Origin of the sequence: Mycobacterium sp. shizuoka-1 (assembly GCF_002723835.1) — a bacterium.
In the GTDB taxonomy this organism is placed as follows: domain Bacteria; phylum Actinomycetota; class Actinomycetes; order Mycobacteriales; family Mycobacteriaceae; genus Mycobacterium.
The window spans coordinates 141,586-154,808 of the sequence record NZ_BEWG01000055.1; the positions used below are offsets into that span (position 1 = coordinate 141,586).

Sequence of the window (13,223 nt, forward strand, 5' to 3'; positions counted from 1 at the left end):
CCCCCCCCCGCCGGTGCGATGAGTTCAGTGGACCACCGGGGTCTAACCGTTATGACCCAACTGCTCAGAGTGCACAACTTCATGCTGTCCCGCGACGGGTTCGGGGCGGGGCGGGGCCAATGCTTGGAGCGTCCGTTCGGCGATGCCGACCAGCCGGCCCTGTTCGCCTGGGTCGGCGCGACCGCCAGCTGGGTGGGCCGCCGCGAACCCGGCGGTACCCGCGGCCTCGACGACTACTTCACCCGCGATTTCACCAACAACATCGGTGCGGAGATCATGGGCCGCAACAAGTTCAGCCCCCACCGCGGGCCCTGGGAAGACCATCCCGAGTGGCAGGGCTGGTGGGGCGAGGAGCCGCCGTTCCACACCCCGGTGTTCGTCATGACGCATCACGAGCGGCCGTCGCTGACGTTGTCGGACACCACGTTTCATTTCGTGGCCGGGGATCCGGCCGCTGTCCTGGAGCAGGCCAAGGCGGCCGCGGCGGGCAAGGACGTGCGGCTGGGCGGCGGTGCGAGCACGGTTCGGCAGTTCCTCGACGCGGGGCTGGTCGACACCCTGCATGTCGCGGTCGCCGACGTCGAGATCGGCGCCGGGTCACGCCTGTGGGAGTCTCCGGCGGATCTCGACGACCGGTTCCACCACGAGGTGGTGCCCAGCCCCAGCGGCGTCACGCACCACCTGTTCTGGCGGCGCTGACGGCGGTCGGTGCCCCCGCCTAGACTCGACCTCGTGCTGATCGGTTCCCATGTCCACACCGACGATCCGCTGTCCGCCGCGGCGGCCGATGGTGCCGAGGTGGTGCAGTTCTTCCTGGGCAATCCGCAGAGCTGGAAGAAGCCCGCTCCGCGCGACGACGCCGACACCCTGAAGGCATCGCCGATCCCGCTCTACGTGCACGCCCCGTACCTGATCAACGTGGCGTCGGCCAACAACCGGGTGCGGATCCCGTCGCGCAAGATTCTGCAGGACACCTGCGATGCCGCCGCCGAGATCGGCGCGACCGCGGTGATCGTGCACGGTGGCCACGCCGACGACAAGGACATGGCGGCCGGCTTCGAGCGCTGGGTGAAGGCGCTGGCGGCGCTGGAAACCGACGTGCCGGTCTATCTGGAGAACACCGCGGGCGGCGACCATGCGATGGCGCGCCACTTCGACACCATCGCCCGGCTGTGGGAGCGCATCGCCGACACCGGCATCGGGTTCTGTCTCGACACCTGCCATGCGTGGGCGGCGGGTGAGGAGTTGCTCGACGCCGTCGAGCGCATCAAGGCCATCACCGGACGGATCGACCTGGTGCACTGCAACGATTCCCGCGATGCCAAGGGATCCGGCGCCGACCGGCACGCGAATTTCGGTACCGGGCAGATCGATCCGCAATTGCTGGTGGCGGTGGTCCAGGCTGCCGATGCGCCGGTGATCTGTGAGACGGCCGACGAGGGCCGCAAGGACGACATCGCCTTCCTGCGCGACCACCTGGGATAGCGCGTGAGGGGCCGCCGCGTCGCGCTGCTGGCCGTCCTGCTCGTGTCCGCCTGCGGCTCATCGGCAGTGGTGGTCGGAGCATTCACCCCGGGTGCCAGCGTGCACACCATCGACGTCGGCGGTCTGGACCGCCACTACCGGCTGTACATGCCCGACGGTCTGCCGCCCGCTGCGCCGCTGGTGCTGATGATGCACGGCTGGACCGGCAGCGCGCAGCAGGCCGAACGCGATTATGGCTGGAATCAGCAAGCCGACGCCGCGAAGTTCGTGGTCGCCTATCCGGACGGCGTGGGCCGGTCCTGGAACGGGGGAGGCTGCTGCGGCCGGGCGAGTCGCGAGGGCGTCGACGACGTCGCGTTCCTCACCGCCGCCGTCGCCGACATCACCGCCCACGTGGGCATCGACGCGGCGCGGATCTACGCCGCCGGGATCAGCAACGGCGGGGTCATGGCCTACAAATTGGCGTGCCACACCGACATTTTCGCCGCCATCGGACCTGATGCGGCCACCCAACTCGAGCCGTGCCCGGCGCCGCGGCCCACCTCGGTGCTGCACATCCACGGCACCGGGGACCGGCTGGTCCGCTACGACGGCCGGCCCGGGACGGCGGTGACCGTGGCCACCCCGACGACGCCGGAGATCAACGCCTTCTGGCGCACGGTGGATCGGTGCCGGCCCCCGGTGACGACGACCGACGGCGATCTGACGACCTCGGCGGCGAGCTGCGCGCAGGGTCGGGGGGTCGAGCTGATCACGGTGGCCGGAGGCGGCCACGACTGGCCGTCGTTCGCCACCGGGCGGATGTGGGACTTCTTCGCCGCGCACCCGCGGCCGGCCGGCTAGGTCAGGTAGATCTTCCGCAGCGTTTCGGTGACCGTCCACACGGTGCGCGACCCTTTCGCCAGGCGCACCACGTCACCGGCGCCGAGGGTCAATCCCGGACTGCCGTCGTCGAACTCGACGGTGGCCGCGCCGGAGAGCACCACGAACAGTTCCTCGGCCTCGACGTCGCGCATCACCCCGGGCGTCATCTCCCAGACGCCCACCTGCAGCCCGCCGAACTCGGCGAGTTCGGCGATCCCGGTGTGCGGGTCGCCGGTGACGGTCTGGTCGGCGGGCACGGGCTCGTGCTCGAGCCAGAGCGAGGCGGCGTGGACGACAGAGTTCGGGTTCACCTCACCAAGATTGCCATATTACGGATCTTGTACAGATGTCGAGAAAGTGTAATAGTGATGTCATGTCGGACACGCATGTCGTCACCAATCAGGTTCCGCCGCTGGTGGACCACAATCCGGCGAGTTCGCCGGTGCTGATCGAGGCCCTTATCCGCGAGGGCGGGCAGTGGGGCCTCGAGGAGGTGACCGAACTCGGTGCGATCTCGGGCAGCGCCCAGGCGCAACGCTGGGGCGACCTGGCCGACCGCAACCAGCCGATCCTGCACACCCACGATCGCTACGGCTACCGCGTGGACGAGATCGAATACGACCCCGCTTATCACGAGCTGATGCGCGTGGCGATCGGCCACGGCGTGCACGCCGCCCCGTGGGCCGACGACCGGCCCGGTGCGCACGTGGTGCGCGCGGCCAAGATGGGGGTGTGGACCGCAGAGCCCGGCCACGTCTGCCCGATCTCGATGACGTATGCCGTCGTACCCGCGCTGCGCCACAATCCCGACCTCGCCAAGGTTTACGAGCCGCTGCTGACCAGCCGCCACTACGACCCCGAGTTGAAGGTGCCGGCCACCAAGGCCGGCATCACGGCGGGCATGTCGATGACCGAGAAGCAGGGTGGATCTGACGTGCGGGCGGGCACCACCGCCGCCATTCCCAACGGCGACGGCAGCTACCGCCTCACCGGCCACAAGTGGTTCACCTCCGCGGCGATGAGCGACATCTTTCTGGTGCTGGCGCAGGCGCCCGGCGGGCTGAGCTGCTTCATGCTGCCGCGGGTGCTGCCGGACGGCACCCGCAACCGAATGTTCCTGCAGCGCTTGAAGGACAAGCTCGGCAATCACGCCAACGCCTCCAGCGAGGTCGAGTACGACGGCGCTACCGCCTGGCTGGTCGGCGAAGAGGGTCGTGGGGTGCCCACCATCATCGAGATGGTCAACCTCACCCGGCTGGACTGCACGCTGGGCAGCGCCACCAGCATGCGCAGTGGACTGACGCGAGCCGTGCACCATGCCCAGCATCGAAAGGCGTTCGGCGCCTACCTGATCGACCAACCGCTGATGCGTAACGTGATCGCCGACCTCGCGGTCGAGGCCGAGGCGGCGACCATGCTCGCCATGCGGATGGCCGGGGCCACCGACGCTGCGGTCCGCGGTGACGAGCGGGAGACGCTGCTGCGCCGGATCGGCCTGGCCGCGGCGAAGTACTGGGTGTGCAAGCGCGCGACGCCGCACGCGGGCGAGGCGATGGAATGCCTGGGCGGCAACGGCTATGCCGAGGAGTCCGGTATGCCGCGGCTGTACCGGGAGGCGCCCTTGATGGGGATCTGGGAAGGATCGGGCAATGTGAGCGCGCTGGACACGCTGCGCGCCATGGCAACCCGCCCCGACTGCGTCGACGTCCTGTTCGACGAGCTCGCGGCCACCACGGGCCAGGATGTCCGGCTCGACGCCCACGTGGCCGAACTGCGTTCAGAGCTCGGAGACTTCGACGCCGTCGAGTATCGCGCCCGCAAGGTCGCCGAGGACATCGCGCTGGCGTTGCAGGGTTCGCTGCTGGTCCGCCATGGCCATCCCGCCGTCGCGGAAGCGTTCCTGGCCACCCGGATGGCCGGCAATTGGGGTGGGGCATTCGGCACGCTCCCGACCGGGCTGGATCTCGCCCCGATCATCGAGCGTTGCCTGGTGAAGGGATGACCGAACTCAAGACGATGACCTATGAGGTCACCGATCGGGTCGCTCGGATCACCTTCAACCGCCCGGAAAAAGGCAATGCGATCGTCGCGGACACGCCGCTGGAATTGGCCGCGCTGGTCGAGCGGGCCGATCTGGATCCGAACGTGCACGTGATCCTGGTGTCCGGGCGCGGCGAGGGCTTCTGCGCAGGATTCGATCTGAGCGCGTACGCCGACGGCTCTTCCCGTCCGGGCGGCGACGGGTATCAGGGCACCGTACTGGACGGCAGGACGCAGGCGGTCAACCACCGGCCGGACCGGCCGTGGGATCCGATGATCGACTACCAGATGATGAGCCGGTTCGTGCGCGGCTTCGCCAGCCTGATGCACGCCGACAAGCCGACCGTGGTGAAGATCCACGGCTACTGCGTGGCCGGCGGCACCGACATCGCGCTGCATGCCGATCAGGTGATCGCCGCCGCCGACGCCAAGATCGGCTACCCGCCCACCCGCGTGTGGGGGGTGCCCGCGGCGGGCCTGTGGGCGCACCGGCTGGGCGACCAGCGGGCCAAACGCCTTCTGCTGACCGGGGATTGCATCACCGGCGCCCAAGCCGCCGAGTGGGGTCTGGCGGTCGAGGCGCCCGAGCCGGCCGATCTCGACGAGCGCACCGAGCGGCTCGTCGAGCGCATTGCGGCGGTGCCGGTCAACCAGCTGATCATGGTGAAGCTGGCGATGAACGCGGCGCTCTACCAGCAGGGTGTGGCGACCAGTCGAATGGTCAGCACCGTGTTCGATGGGATCGCCCGGCATACCCCGGAGGGGCACGCGTTCGTGGCCGACGCCCGCGCCCAGGGATTCCGCGAGGCGGTCCGGCATCGCGACGAACCGTTCGGCGACTACGGGCGAAGCGCCTCAGGGGTGTGAGGGTGGCCCCGTCGCTGTCGAAGATGACTGCCCGGTCGGTGGTGCTCAGCGTCCTGCTCGGTGCGCACCCGGCGTGGGCCACTTCGGCGGAGCTGGTGCACCTGACGTCGGATTTCGGCATCCGCGAGCAGACCCTCCGAGTTGCGCTGACCCGGATGGTGGCCGCCGGTGACCTGGTCCGCTCGGACGACGGTTACCGGCTGTCCGACCGTCTGCTCGACCGGCAGCGCCGTCAGGACGACGCGCTCTACCCGCGCACCCGGGACTGGGACGGCAGCTGGCTCACGCTGGTGATCACCGCGGTGGGCATGGACGCCCGGGCCCGCGCGGCATTACGAAACACCCTGCAGGTCAAGCGGTTCGGCGAACTGCGCGAAGGCGTGTGGATGCGCCCGGCAAACCTCGACGACGAGCTGCCCGCCGAGGTCGCCGAACGGGTGCGGATGCTGACGGCTCGGGACGATGATCCTGCCGAACTGACCGGGCAGTTGTGGGACCTGCCGGCGTGGGCGGGCACCGGTGACCGGCTGCTGGCCGAGATGGCCGCCGCCCGTGACGTTCCCGGGCGGTTTCGCGCCGCCGCCGCGATCGTGCGCCACGTGCTCACCGATCCGGTGTTGCCGAAGGATCTGCTGCCGGCCCGCTGGCCGGGCGCCGACCTTCGCCGGGCCTATGCAGACTTCGCCGCCGAACTGGGCGCGCGGCGGGACCAAGCACGACTGGTGGAGGCGACATGAGCGGTCCGGACCGCAGGGGCGAAGCGACCGGGGAATCGGCACCGGTGCGGGTCGAACGCAACGGGCCGGTGACGACGGTGATCCTGGATCGCCCGCACGCCCGCAATGCCGTCGACGGCCCGACCGCGATGGCGCTGTTTCACGCGTTCGAAGAGTTCGACCGCGACGAGTCGGCCTCGGTGGCCGTGCTCTGGGGAGCCAACGGAACCTTCTGTGCCGGTGCCGATCTCAAGGCGATCGGCACGCCCGACACCAACCCCACCCATCGCCCTCGGACTGGGTCCGATGTCGCCGGCCCAGCGGCTCCGGGCCCGATGGGTCCGAGCCGTATGACACTGTCCAAACCCGTCATCGCGGCGGTGAGCGGGTACGCCGTGGCCGGCGGTCTGGAGCTGGCGCTGTGGTGTGACCTGAGGGTGGCCGAACAGGACGCGGTGTTCGGGGTGTTCTGCCGGCGCTGGGGTGTGCCTCTGATCGACGGCGGCACCGTGCGGCTGCCGCGGATCATCGGGCAGAGCCGGGCGATGGATCTGATCCTGACCGGCCGAGCCGTCGACGCCGACGAGGCGCTGGCCATCGGTCTGGCCAACCGGGTGGTGCCCAGCGGGCAGGCACGCCAGGCCGCCGAGGACCTGGCGGCCGAACTCGCGGCGCTGCCGCAGCTCTGTCTGCGCTCGGATCGGCTGTCCGCGCTGCATCAGTGGGGGCATTCCGAGGCCGAGGCGATGGACTTCGAATTCGCCAGCCTGTCGCGGGTGGCCGCCGAATCGCTGGCCGGGGCGCAGCGGTTCGCCAAGGGTGCCGGGCGGCACGGGCAGCAGGCCTGATCTGCAACCGTCCGCGGCGGGCCGCCGTCTCGATCAGCTCTTGTTGAGCGTGTTGCCCGAGCCGAGGTTGTTCACGGTCGGGTCGCCCTTGTAGGTGATCGTGTTGTTCAGGCCGACGACCGAGAGTTCCTTGTCGATCTTGTCGAAGGTGATCTTGTTGTCCGCGCCGCCGATGTTCACCGATGCGCAGGACCCCTTGACCGTGAGGGTGTTGTTCGAGCCGCCGACGTTGAGCGACTTGCCGTCGGCGCAGTCGATCTCGGCGGTGGTGCCGAACGAGCCGTAGTTGATGGTGTTGCCCACTTCGACCTGGGCGCCCGACTGACCGGCGGTGGCCGTCGGGGAGTTGGTCTCCTTGCTGGTGGATCCGCAGCCGGCCAGGGCGAGGGTGGCGAGCAGGCCGATCCCGGCGATCAGGGTGGGGGAGTGCATCGGTGGTACTTCCTTGTCAGTCCGGTACGACACTGTCGATGACGACGTTATCGGCGATTCCGGTGTGGGACGAGCCCTGGTTGGGCCGTCGCACGACTCGGATGTGGTGATCTCCCGCCCGCTGATTCGGTCCGACCTGCGGCGGAACGCACGTGCCGGTCGCGCGTTCAACTAGAGTTCTCCGTCGATCCAACAATTGGGGGCGCATCGATGACATCTGAGCCGGAACCGGACTCTGCGGGGGTCGGTCGCGCCCCGGCAGCCGGTCGTCGGCGAGGTCGGCGAAACTCAGCCGGGACGTCATCGTCAACGCCGCGCTGACCTTCCTGGACCGTGAAGGCTGGGACGGGCTGACCATCAACGCGCTGGCCACCCAGCTCGGCACCAAGGGCCCGTCGCTGTACAACCACGTGCACAGCCTGGAAGACCTGCGCCGGACCGTGCGCATGCACGTGGTCGACGACATCCTGCGAATGCTGTCGGCAGCCGGGCAGGGCCGCACCCGCGACGATGCCGTGACAGCGATGGCGAGCGCCTACCGCAGTTACGCCCACCATCATCCGGGCCGATATTCGGCGTTCACCCGGATGCCGCTCGGTGGTGACGACCCCGAGTTCACCGCCGCGTCACACGCTGCGGCTGCGCCGGTCATCGAGGTGCTGGCGTCGTACGGCCTGGACGGTGACGGTGCGTTCTATGCCTCGCTGGAGTTCTGGGCGGCGATCCACGGGTTCGTCCTGCTGGAGATGACGGGCGTGATGAACATGGTGGATACCGACGCGGTGTTCTCCGACATGGTCCTGCGGCTGGCGGCCGGGATGGCGCGGCGCAACGAAGTGGACGGCTGACCCATATCGGTCACCCGAATATCGGTGCTGTCGGGAACCGGCACCATCATTCGCGCGTTGACCTGCAGTAAGGCGCCATCCACCGAGTTTGGAGGGGCGTGCCCCGCCTGGTATCGTAGAAGCTCGTGCCTGGCCGAAAGGGGCGCAAGCGGGGACGCATGCGCGCACGCCGGGCCAATTCGCATGTCCAGTATGCATCGGAACGATCTGGTGCGCGGTGCGTGCGACACGCCCGGCAGCGGGGTACGCGGCGGGGTGAAAACTGCAGTACAGAGACTTGAAAACCGCCGAAAGACGGACGAGAGATAGAAAGCCGGTAGATGCCAACCATTCAGCAGCTGGTCCGCAAGGGTCGCCGCGACAAGATCGCCAAGGTGAAGACCGCGGCCCTCAAGGGCAGCCCGCAGCGCCGTGGCGTGTGCACTCGCGTGTACACCACGACGCCGAAGAAGCCGAACTCGGCGCTTCGCAAGGTCGCCCGCGTCAAGCTGACCAGCCAGGTCGAGGTCACCGCCTACATCCCCGGCGAGGGTCACAACCTGCAGGAGCACTCGATGGTGCTGGTGCGCGGCGGTCGTGTGAAGGATCTGCCCGGCGTCCGTTACAAGATCATCCGCGGTTCGCTCGACACCCAGGGTGTCAAGAACCGCAAGCAGGCCCGTAGCCGTTACGGCGCGAAGAAGGAGAAGAGCTGATGCCGCGCAAGGGCCCCGCTCCCAAGCGTCCTCTCGTCAACGACCCGGTCTACGGGTCGCAGCTGGTCACCCAGCTCGTCAACAAGGTGTTGCTGGACGGGAAGAAATCCCTGGCCGAACGCATTGTTTACGGTGCGCTCGAACAGGCTCGTGACAAGACCGGCACCGATCCGGTGGTCACCCTCAAGCGCGCTCTCGACAACGTCAAGCCCGCCCTCGAGGTGCGCAGCCGACGCGTCGGTGGCGCCACCTACCAGGTCCCCGTCGAGGTCCGCCCCGATCGCTCCACCACGCTGGCGCTGCGCTGGCTGGTGAGCTTCTCGAAGGCGCGCCGGGAGAAGACCATGATCGAGCGGCTGGCGAACGAGATCCTCGACGCCAGCAATGGGCTGGGTGCCGCCGTCAAGCGGCGTGAGGACACCCACAAGATGGCCGAGGCGAACCGGGCCTTCGCGCACTACCGCTGGTGATGGCAAGCGCCCCGGCCACAGTGTCGAGGCCGGCGGCGATCAAACACACCGAATCGATAAGCGAAAGAGTGGGAATTTAGCCGTGGCACAGGACGTGCTGACTGACCTGAACAAGGTCCGCAACATCGGCATCATGGCGCACATCGATGCCGGCAAGACGACGACGACCGAGCGCATCCTCTACTACACCGGTATCAGCTACAAGATCGGTGAGGTGCACGACGGTGCCGCCACGATGGACTGGATGGAGCAGGAGCAGGAGCGGGGTATCACCATCACCTCGGCCGCTACCACCTGCTTCTGGAACGGCAACCAGATCAACATCATCGACACCCCGGGCCACGTCGACTTCACCGTCGAGGTGGAGCGTTCGCTGCGCGTGCTCGACGGTGCTGTTGCGGTGTTCGACGGCAAAGAGGGCGTGGAGCCGCAGTCCGAGCAGGTCTGGCGGCAGGCCGACAAGTACGACGTCCCGCGCATCTGCTTCGTCAACAAGATGGACAAGATCGGCGCGGACTTCTACTTCTCGGTGAAGACGATGGAAGACCGCCTCGGCGCCAACGTCATCCCGATCCAGATCCCGATCGGCTCCGAAGGTGACTTCGCCGGCGTCGTCGACCTGGTCGAGATGAAGGCCAAGGTGTGGAGCGCCGAGGCCAAGCTGGGCGAGAAGTACGACGTCGTCGACATCCCGGCCGATCTGCAGGAGAAGGCCGACGAGTATCGCACCAAGCTGCTCGAGGCCGTCGCCGAGACCGACGAGGCGCTGCTGGAGAAGTACTTCGGTGGCGAGGAACTCACCATCGACGAGATCAAGGGCGCGATCCGCAAGCTGACCATCAGCTCGCAGGCGTACCCGGTGTTGTGCGGCAGCGCGTTCAAGAACAAGGGCGTGCAGCCGATGCTGGACGCGGTCATCGACTACCTGCCGTCGCCGCTGGACGTGCCGCCGGCCGTCGGGCATGCCCCCGGCAAGGAAGACGTCGAGGTCACCCGTAAGCCGTCGACCGACGAGCCGTTCTCCGGGCTGGCCTTCAAGGTCGCCACGCACCCGTTCTTCGGCAAGCTCACCTACGTCCGGGTGTACTCGGGCAAGGTCGACTCCGGCGCTCAGGTCATCAACGCCACCAAGGGCAAGAAGGAACGGCTGGGCAAGCTGTTCCAGATGCACTCCAACAAGGAGAACCCGGTGGAGACCGCGTCGGCCGGTCACATCTACGCGGTGATCGGGCTCAAGGACACCACCACCGGCGACACCCTGTGCGATCCGAACGATCAGGTCGTGCTGGAGTCGATGACGTTCCCGGATCCGGTCATCGAGGTGGCCATCGAGCCCAAGACCAAGAGCGACCAGGAGAAGCTGAGCCTCTCGATCCAGAAGCTCGCCGAGGAGGATCCGACCTTCAAGGTGCACCTGGATCAGGAGACCGGCCAGACCGTCATCGGCGGGATGGGCGAGCTTCACCTGGACATCCTGGTGGACCGCATGCGTCGCGAGTTCAAGGTCGAGGCCAACGTCGGCAAGCCGCAGGTCGCCTACAAGGAGACCATCAAGCGGCCGGCCAAGAACGTCGAGTTCACCCACAAGAAGCAGACCGGTGGCTCGGGTCAGTTCGCGAAGGTGCTCATCGACCTCGATCCGTTCGTCGGCGAGGACGGCGCGACCTACGAGTTCGAGAACAAGGTCACCGGTGGCCGCATCCCGCGTGAGTACATCCCGTCGGTGGATGCCGGCGCCCAGGACGCCATGCAGTACGGCGTGCTCGCGGGCTACCCGCTGGTGAACCTGAAGGTCACACTGCTCGACGGCGCATACCACGACGTCGACTCGTCGGAAATGGCCTTCAAGATCGCCGGTTCCCAGGTGCTGAAGAAGGCGGCCGCGATGGCGCAGCCGGTCATCCTGGAACCGATCATGGCCGTCGAGGTCACCACACCCGAGGACTACATGGGTGATGTGATCGGCGACCTGAACTCCCGCCGTGGTCAGATCCAGGCCATGGAGGAGCGCAGCGGTGCGCGCGTCGTCAAGGCGCAGGTGCCGCTGTCGGAGATGTTCGGCTACGTCGGCGACCTCCGGTCGAAGACGCAGGGTCGGGCAAACTACTCCATGGTGTTCGACTCCTACGCCGAAGTTCCGGCGAACGTGTCGAAGGAGATCATCGCGAAGGCGACGGGCCAGTAAGCTCGCCGGCTTGGCGGACCACAACTGAAAACAGTTTATTTCCAGCACATCTGCTTAACCCAAGCAATAACAAGTCCAGGAGGACACAGAAGTGGCGAAGGCGAAGTTCGAGCGGACGAAGCCGCACGTCAACATCGGGACCATCGGTCACGTTGACCACGGCAAGACCACGCTGACGGCAGCTATCACCAAGGTGCTGCACGACAAGTACCCCGATTTGAACGAGTCGCGCGCATTCGACCAGATCGACAATGCGCCCGAGGAGCGTCAGCGCGGTATCACCATCAACATCTCCCACGTGGAGTACCAGACCGAGAAGCGTCACTACGCGCACGTCGACGCTCCCGGCCACGCTGACTACATCAAGAACATGATCACCGGTGCCGCCCAGATGGACGGCGCGATCCTGGTGGTCGCCGCCACCGACGGTCCGATGCCGCAGACCCGCGAGCACGTGCTGCTCGCTCGCCAGGTCGGCGTCCCCTACATCCTGGTGGCGCTGAACAAGGCCGACATGGTCGACGACGAGGAGCTCCTCGAGCTCGTCGAGATGGAGGTCCGCGAACTGCTGGCCGCCCAGGAGTTCGACGAGGAAGCCCCGGTCATCAAGGTGTCCGCGCTGAAGGCTCTCGAGGGTGACCCGACCTGGGTCAAGTCCGTCGAGGACCTGATGGACGCTGTCGACGAGTCGATCCCGGACCCGGTCCGCGACACCGACAAGCCGTTCCTGATGCCCGTCGAGGACGTCTTCACGATCACCGGCCGCGGCACCGTGGTCACCGGTCGTGTCGAGCGCGGCGTGATCAACGTGAACGAGGAAGTCGAGATCGTCGGCATCCGCCCCACCACCACCAAGACCACGGTCACCGGTGTGGAGATGTTCCGCAAGCTGCTCGACCAGGGCCAGGCCGGCGACAACGTCGGTCTGCTGGTTCGTGGTGTGAAGCGTGAGGATGTCGAGCGCGGCCAGGTCGTCGTGAAGCCCGGCACCACCACCCCGCACACCGAGTTCGAGGGCAGCGTCTACATCCTGTCCAAGGACGAGGGCGGTCGGCACACGCCGTTCTTCAACAACTACCGTCCGCAGTTCTACTTCCGCACCACGGACGTGACCGGCGTCGTGACGCTGCCCGAGGGCACCGAGATGGTGATGCCCGGTGACAACACCGACATCTCCGTCAAGCTGATCCAGCCCGTGGCCATGGACGAGGGCCTGCGGTTCGCGATCCGTGAAGGTGGCCGCACCGTCGGCGCCGGCCGGGTCACCAAGATCATCAAGTGATCTGATCCAACCAAGCACTGCGCAAGCGGCGCTCACCCTTCGGGGTGGGCGCCGTTTTCGTTTTCTGCCCGCAGCCGCGGTGCTAGGCTTCGGCAACTCAGCGCGGGGGCGAGGGTAAATGGACGAGGATTTCCAGCCGAGGGCGTACCCGCCGTCGATCCTGATCGGTGGCGCTGCGCTGGTGGTCGTACTGTCCGCACTCGTGGTGTCGGTGCTGATGGTCAGTGCGGCCAGTGTCCGCACCCCGCATCCGCCTCCGATGGCGCGTGTTCAGCCGGCGGCGACGACGACGGCCCCCACCGCGACCGCGATCGCGGGGGAACCGGCGCCGCCGACGGCTGTGGACGGGTTCGTGTCGCACCTGACCCCGCAACTGCCCGCCCTCGACCGGCTCTTGCAGGCGCCCTAGCTGTAACTCCCAGACAGGTTGTGAACGGCGTGGTGAGCGGAAGTAGGTGAGGACCTCCGGTATCGGTGTGGTTACCAAACAC

Annotated in this window: 15 protein-coding genes; 13 read left to right on the forward strand and 2 right to left on the reverse strand. The window is 67.5% G+C overall.

Annotated features, from left to right (window positions below):
- Window positions 1–51: 51 nt before the first annotated feature.
- The 3 genes from MSZK_RS16700 to MSZK_RS16710 are packed head-to-tail and all read left to right on the forward strand — an operon-like array spanning window position 52 to window position 2,328.
- Window positions 52–699 carry a dihydrofolate reductase family protein gene (locus MSZK_RS16700; RefSeq protein ID WP_099249686.1) on the forward strand — a complete coding sequence of 216 codons (648 nt, stop codon included), beginning with the start codon at window positions 52–54 and terminating at the stop codon, window positions 697–699.
- Window positions 700–732: 33 nt separating this feature from the next.
- A complete protein-coding gene (locus tag MSZK_RS16705; RefSeq protein WP_099249688.1) occupies window positions 733–1,485 on the forward strand; it encodes a deoxyribonuclease IV in 753 nt (250 codons plus the stop codon).
- Window positions 1,486–1,488: 3 nt separating this feature from the next.
- Window positions 1,489–2,328, forward strand: a complete 840-nt coding sequence (locus MSZK_RS16710) for a PHB depolymerase family esterase (protein WP_371411348.1) — start codon at window positions 1,489–1,491, stop codon at window positions 2,326–2,328.
- On the opposite strand, the gene MSZK_RS16715 is transcribed toward MSZK_RS16710, so the two are convergent.
- Window positions 2,325–2,660, reverse strand: coding sequence for a cupin domain-containing protein (locus MSZK_RS16715; protein WP_099249691.1), 336 nt, complete (start codon window positions 2,658–2,660; stop codon window positions 2,325–2,327). The genes MSZK_RS16710 and MSZK_RS16715 overlap by 4 nt on opposite strands.
- 62 nt (window positions 2,661–2,722) lie before the next feature.
- Between MSZK_RS16715 and MSZK_RS16720 the strand changes: the two genes are divergently transcribed.
- From MSZK_RS16720 to MSZK_RS16735, 4 genes are read left to right on the forward strand one after another with little or no spacing between them, the layout of a single operon-like run.
- Window positions 2,723–4,351: an acyl-CoA dehydrogenase family protein gene (locus MSZK_RS16720; RefSeq protein ID WP_099249694.1), complete on the forward strand. Its 1,629-nt coding sequence runs from the start codon at window positions 2,723–2,725 to the stop codon at window positions 4,349–4,351.
- The gene (locus MSZK_RS16725) at window positions 4,348–5,256 is read left to right on the forward strand and encodes a crotonase/enoyl-CoA hydratase family protein (protein ID WP_099249696.1); all 909 of its coding nucleotides are present in this window, start codon (window positions 4,348–4,350) and stop codon (window positions 5,254–5,256) included. The genes MSZK_RS16720 and MSZK_RS16725 overlap by 4 nt, the downstream gene beginning before the upstream one ends.
- A gap of 23 nt (window positions 5,257–5,279) precedes the next feature.
- Window positions 5,280–5,993 carry a PaaX family transcriptional regulator C-terminal domain-containing protein gene (locus tag MSZK_RS16730; protein ID WP_099249757.1) on the forward strand — a complete coding sequence of 238 codons (714 nt, stop codon included), beginning with the start codon at window positions 5,280–5,282 and terminating at the stop codon, window positions 5,991–5,993.
- Entirely contained in the window at window positions 5,990–6,820 is an 831-nt protein-coding gene (locus tag MSZK_RS16735; protein WP_099249698.1) for a crotonase/enoyl-CoA hydratase family protein, read from the forward strand. Before MSZK_RS16730 ends, MSZK_RS16735 begins: the two co-directional genes overlap by 4 nt.
- A 33-nt stretch (window positions 6,821–6,853) precedes the next feature.
- On the opposite strand, the gene MSZK_RS16740 is transcribed toward MSZK_RS16735, so the two are convergent.
- A complete protein-coding gene (locus MSZK_RS16740) occupies window positions 6,854–7,252 on the reverse strand; it encodes a DUF3060 domain-containing protein (protein ID WP_099249701.1) in 399 nt (132 codons plus the stop codon).
- 302 nt (window positions 7,253–7,554) lie between these two features.
- Between MSZK_RS16740 and MSZK_RS16745 the strand changes: the two genes are divergently transcribed.
- The 6 genes from MSZK_RS16745 to MSZK_RS16770 all read left to right on the forward strand — a co-directional run bounded on the left by MSZK_RS16745 (window position 7,555) and on the right by MSZK_RS16770 (window position 13,141).
- The gene (locus tag MSZK_RS16745; RefSeq protein ID WP_199203370.1) at window positions 7,555–8,100 is read left to right on the forward strand and encodes a TetR-like C-terminal domain-containing protein; all 546 of its coding nucleotides are present in this window, start codon (window positions 7,555–7,557) and stop codon (window positions 8,098–8,100) included.
- A 320-nt stretch (window positions 8,101–8,420) separates the two neighbouring features.
- Window positions 8,421–8,795: a 30S ribosomal protein S12 gene (rpsL, locus tag MSZK_RS16750; protein WP_007167812.1), complete on the forward strand. Its 375-nt coding sequence runs from the start codon at window positions 8,421–8,423 to the stop codon at window positions 8,793–8,795.
- Window positions 8,795–9,265, forward strand: coding sequence for a 30S ribosomal protein S7 (rpsG, locus tag MSZK_RS16755; RefSeq protein WP_003881868.1), 471 nt, complete (start codon window positions 8,795–8,797; stop codon window positions 9,263–9,265). Before rpsL ends, rpsG begins: the two co-directional genes overlap by 1 nt.
- Before the next feature lie 82 nt (window positions 9,266–9,347).
- On the forward strand, window positions 9,348–11,450 hold the full coding sequence (gene fusA, locus MSZK_RS16760; RefSeq protein WP_099249703.1) for an elongation factor G: 2,103 nt from the start codon (window positions 9,348–9,350) through the stop codon (window positions 11,448–11,450).
- Between the two features lie 91 nt (window positions 11,451–11,541).
- Window positions 11,542–12,732, forward strand: coding sequence for an elongation factor Tu (gene tuf, locus MSZK_RS16765; RefSeq protein ID WP_099249706.1), 1,191 nt, complete (start codon window positions 11,542–11,544; stop codon window positions 12,730–12,732).
- A 118-nt stretch (window positions 12,733–12,850) separates the two neighbouring features.
- Window positions 12,851–13,141, forward strand: a complete 291-nt coding sequence (locus MSZK_RS16770) for a hypothetical protein (RefSeq protein ID WP_099249708.1) — start codon at window positions 12,851–12,853, stop codon at window positions 13,139–13,141.
- Window positions 13,142–13,223: the final 82 nt, after the last annotated feature.

Excerpts from the sequence above, each read along its gene's own strand:
- rpsG (WP_003881868.1), top strand. The coding sequence starts at position 8,795 with ATGCCGCGCAAGGGCCCCGCTCCCAAGCGTCCTCTCGTCAACGACCCG.
- MSZK_RS16700 (WP_099249686.1), top strand. The coding sequence starts at position 52 with ATGACCCAACTGCTCAGAGTGCACAACTTCATGCTGTCCCGCGACGGG.
- MSZK_RS16725 (WP_099249696.1), top strand. The coding sequence starts at position 4,348 with ATGACCGAACTCAAGACGATGACCTATGAGGTCACCGATCGGGTCGCT.
- rpsL (WP_007167812.1), top strand. The coding sequence starts at position 8,421 with ATGCCAACCATTCAGCAGCTGGTCCGCAAGGGTCGCCGCGACAAGATC.
- MSZK_RS16735 (WP_099249698.1), top strand. The coding sequence starts at position 5,990 with ATGAGCGGTCCGGACCGCAGGGGCGAAGCGACCGGGGAATCGGCACCG.
- MSZK_RS16740 (WP_099249701.1), bottom strand. The coding sequence starts at position 7,252 with ATGCACTCCCCCACCCTGATCGCCGGGATCGGCCTGCTCGCCACCCTC.
- MSZK_RS16720 (WP_099249694.1), top strand. The coding sequence starts at position 2,723 with ATGTCGGACACGCATGTCGTCACCAATCAGGTTCCGCCGCTGGTGGAC.
- MSZK_RS16730 (WP_099249757.1), top strand. The coding sequence starts at position 5,280 with ATGACTGCCCGGTCGGTGGTGCTCAGCGTCCTGCTCGGTGCGCACCCG.
- MSZK_RS16770 (WP_099249708.1), top strand. The coding sequence starts at position 12,851 with ATGGACGAGGATTTCCAGCCGAGGGCGTACCCGCCGTCGATCCTGATC.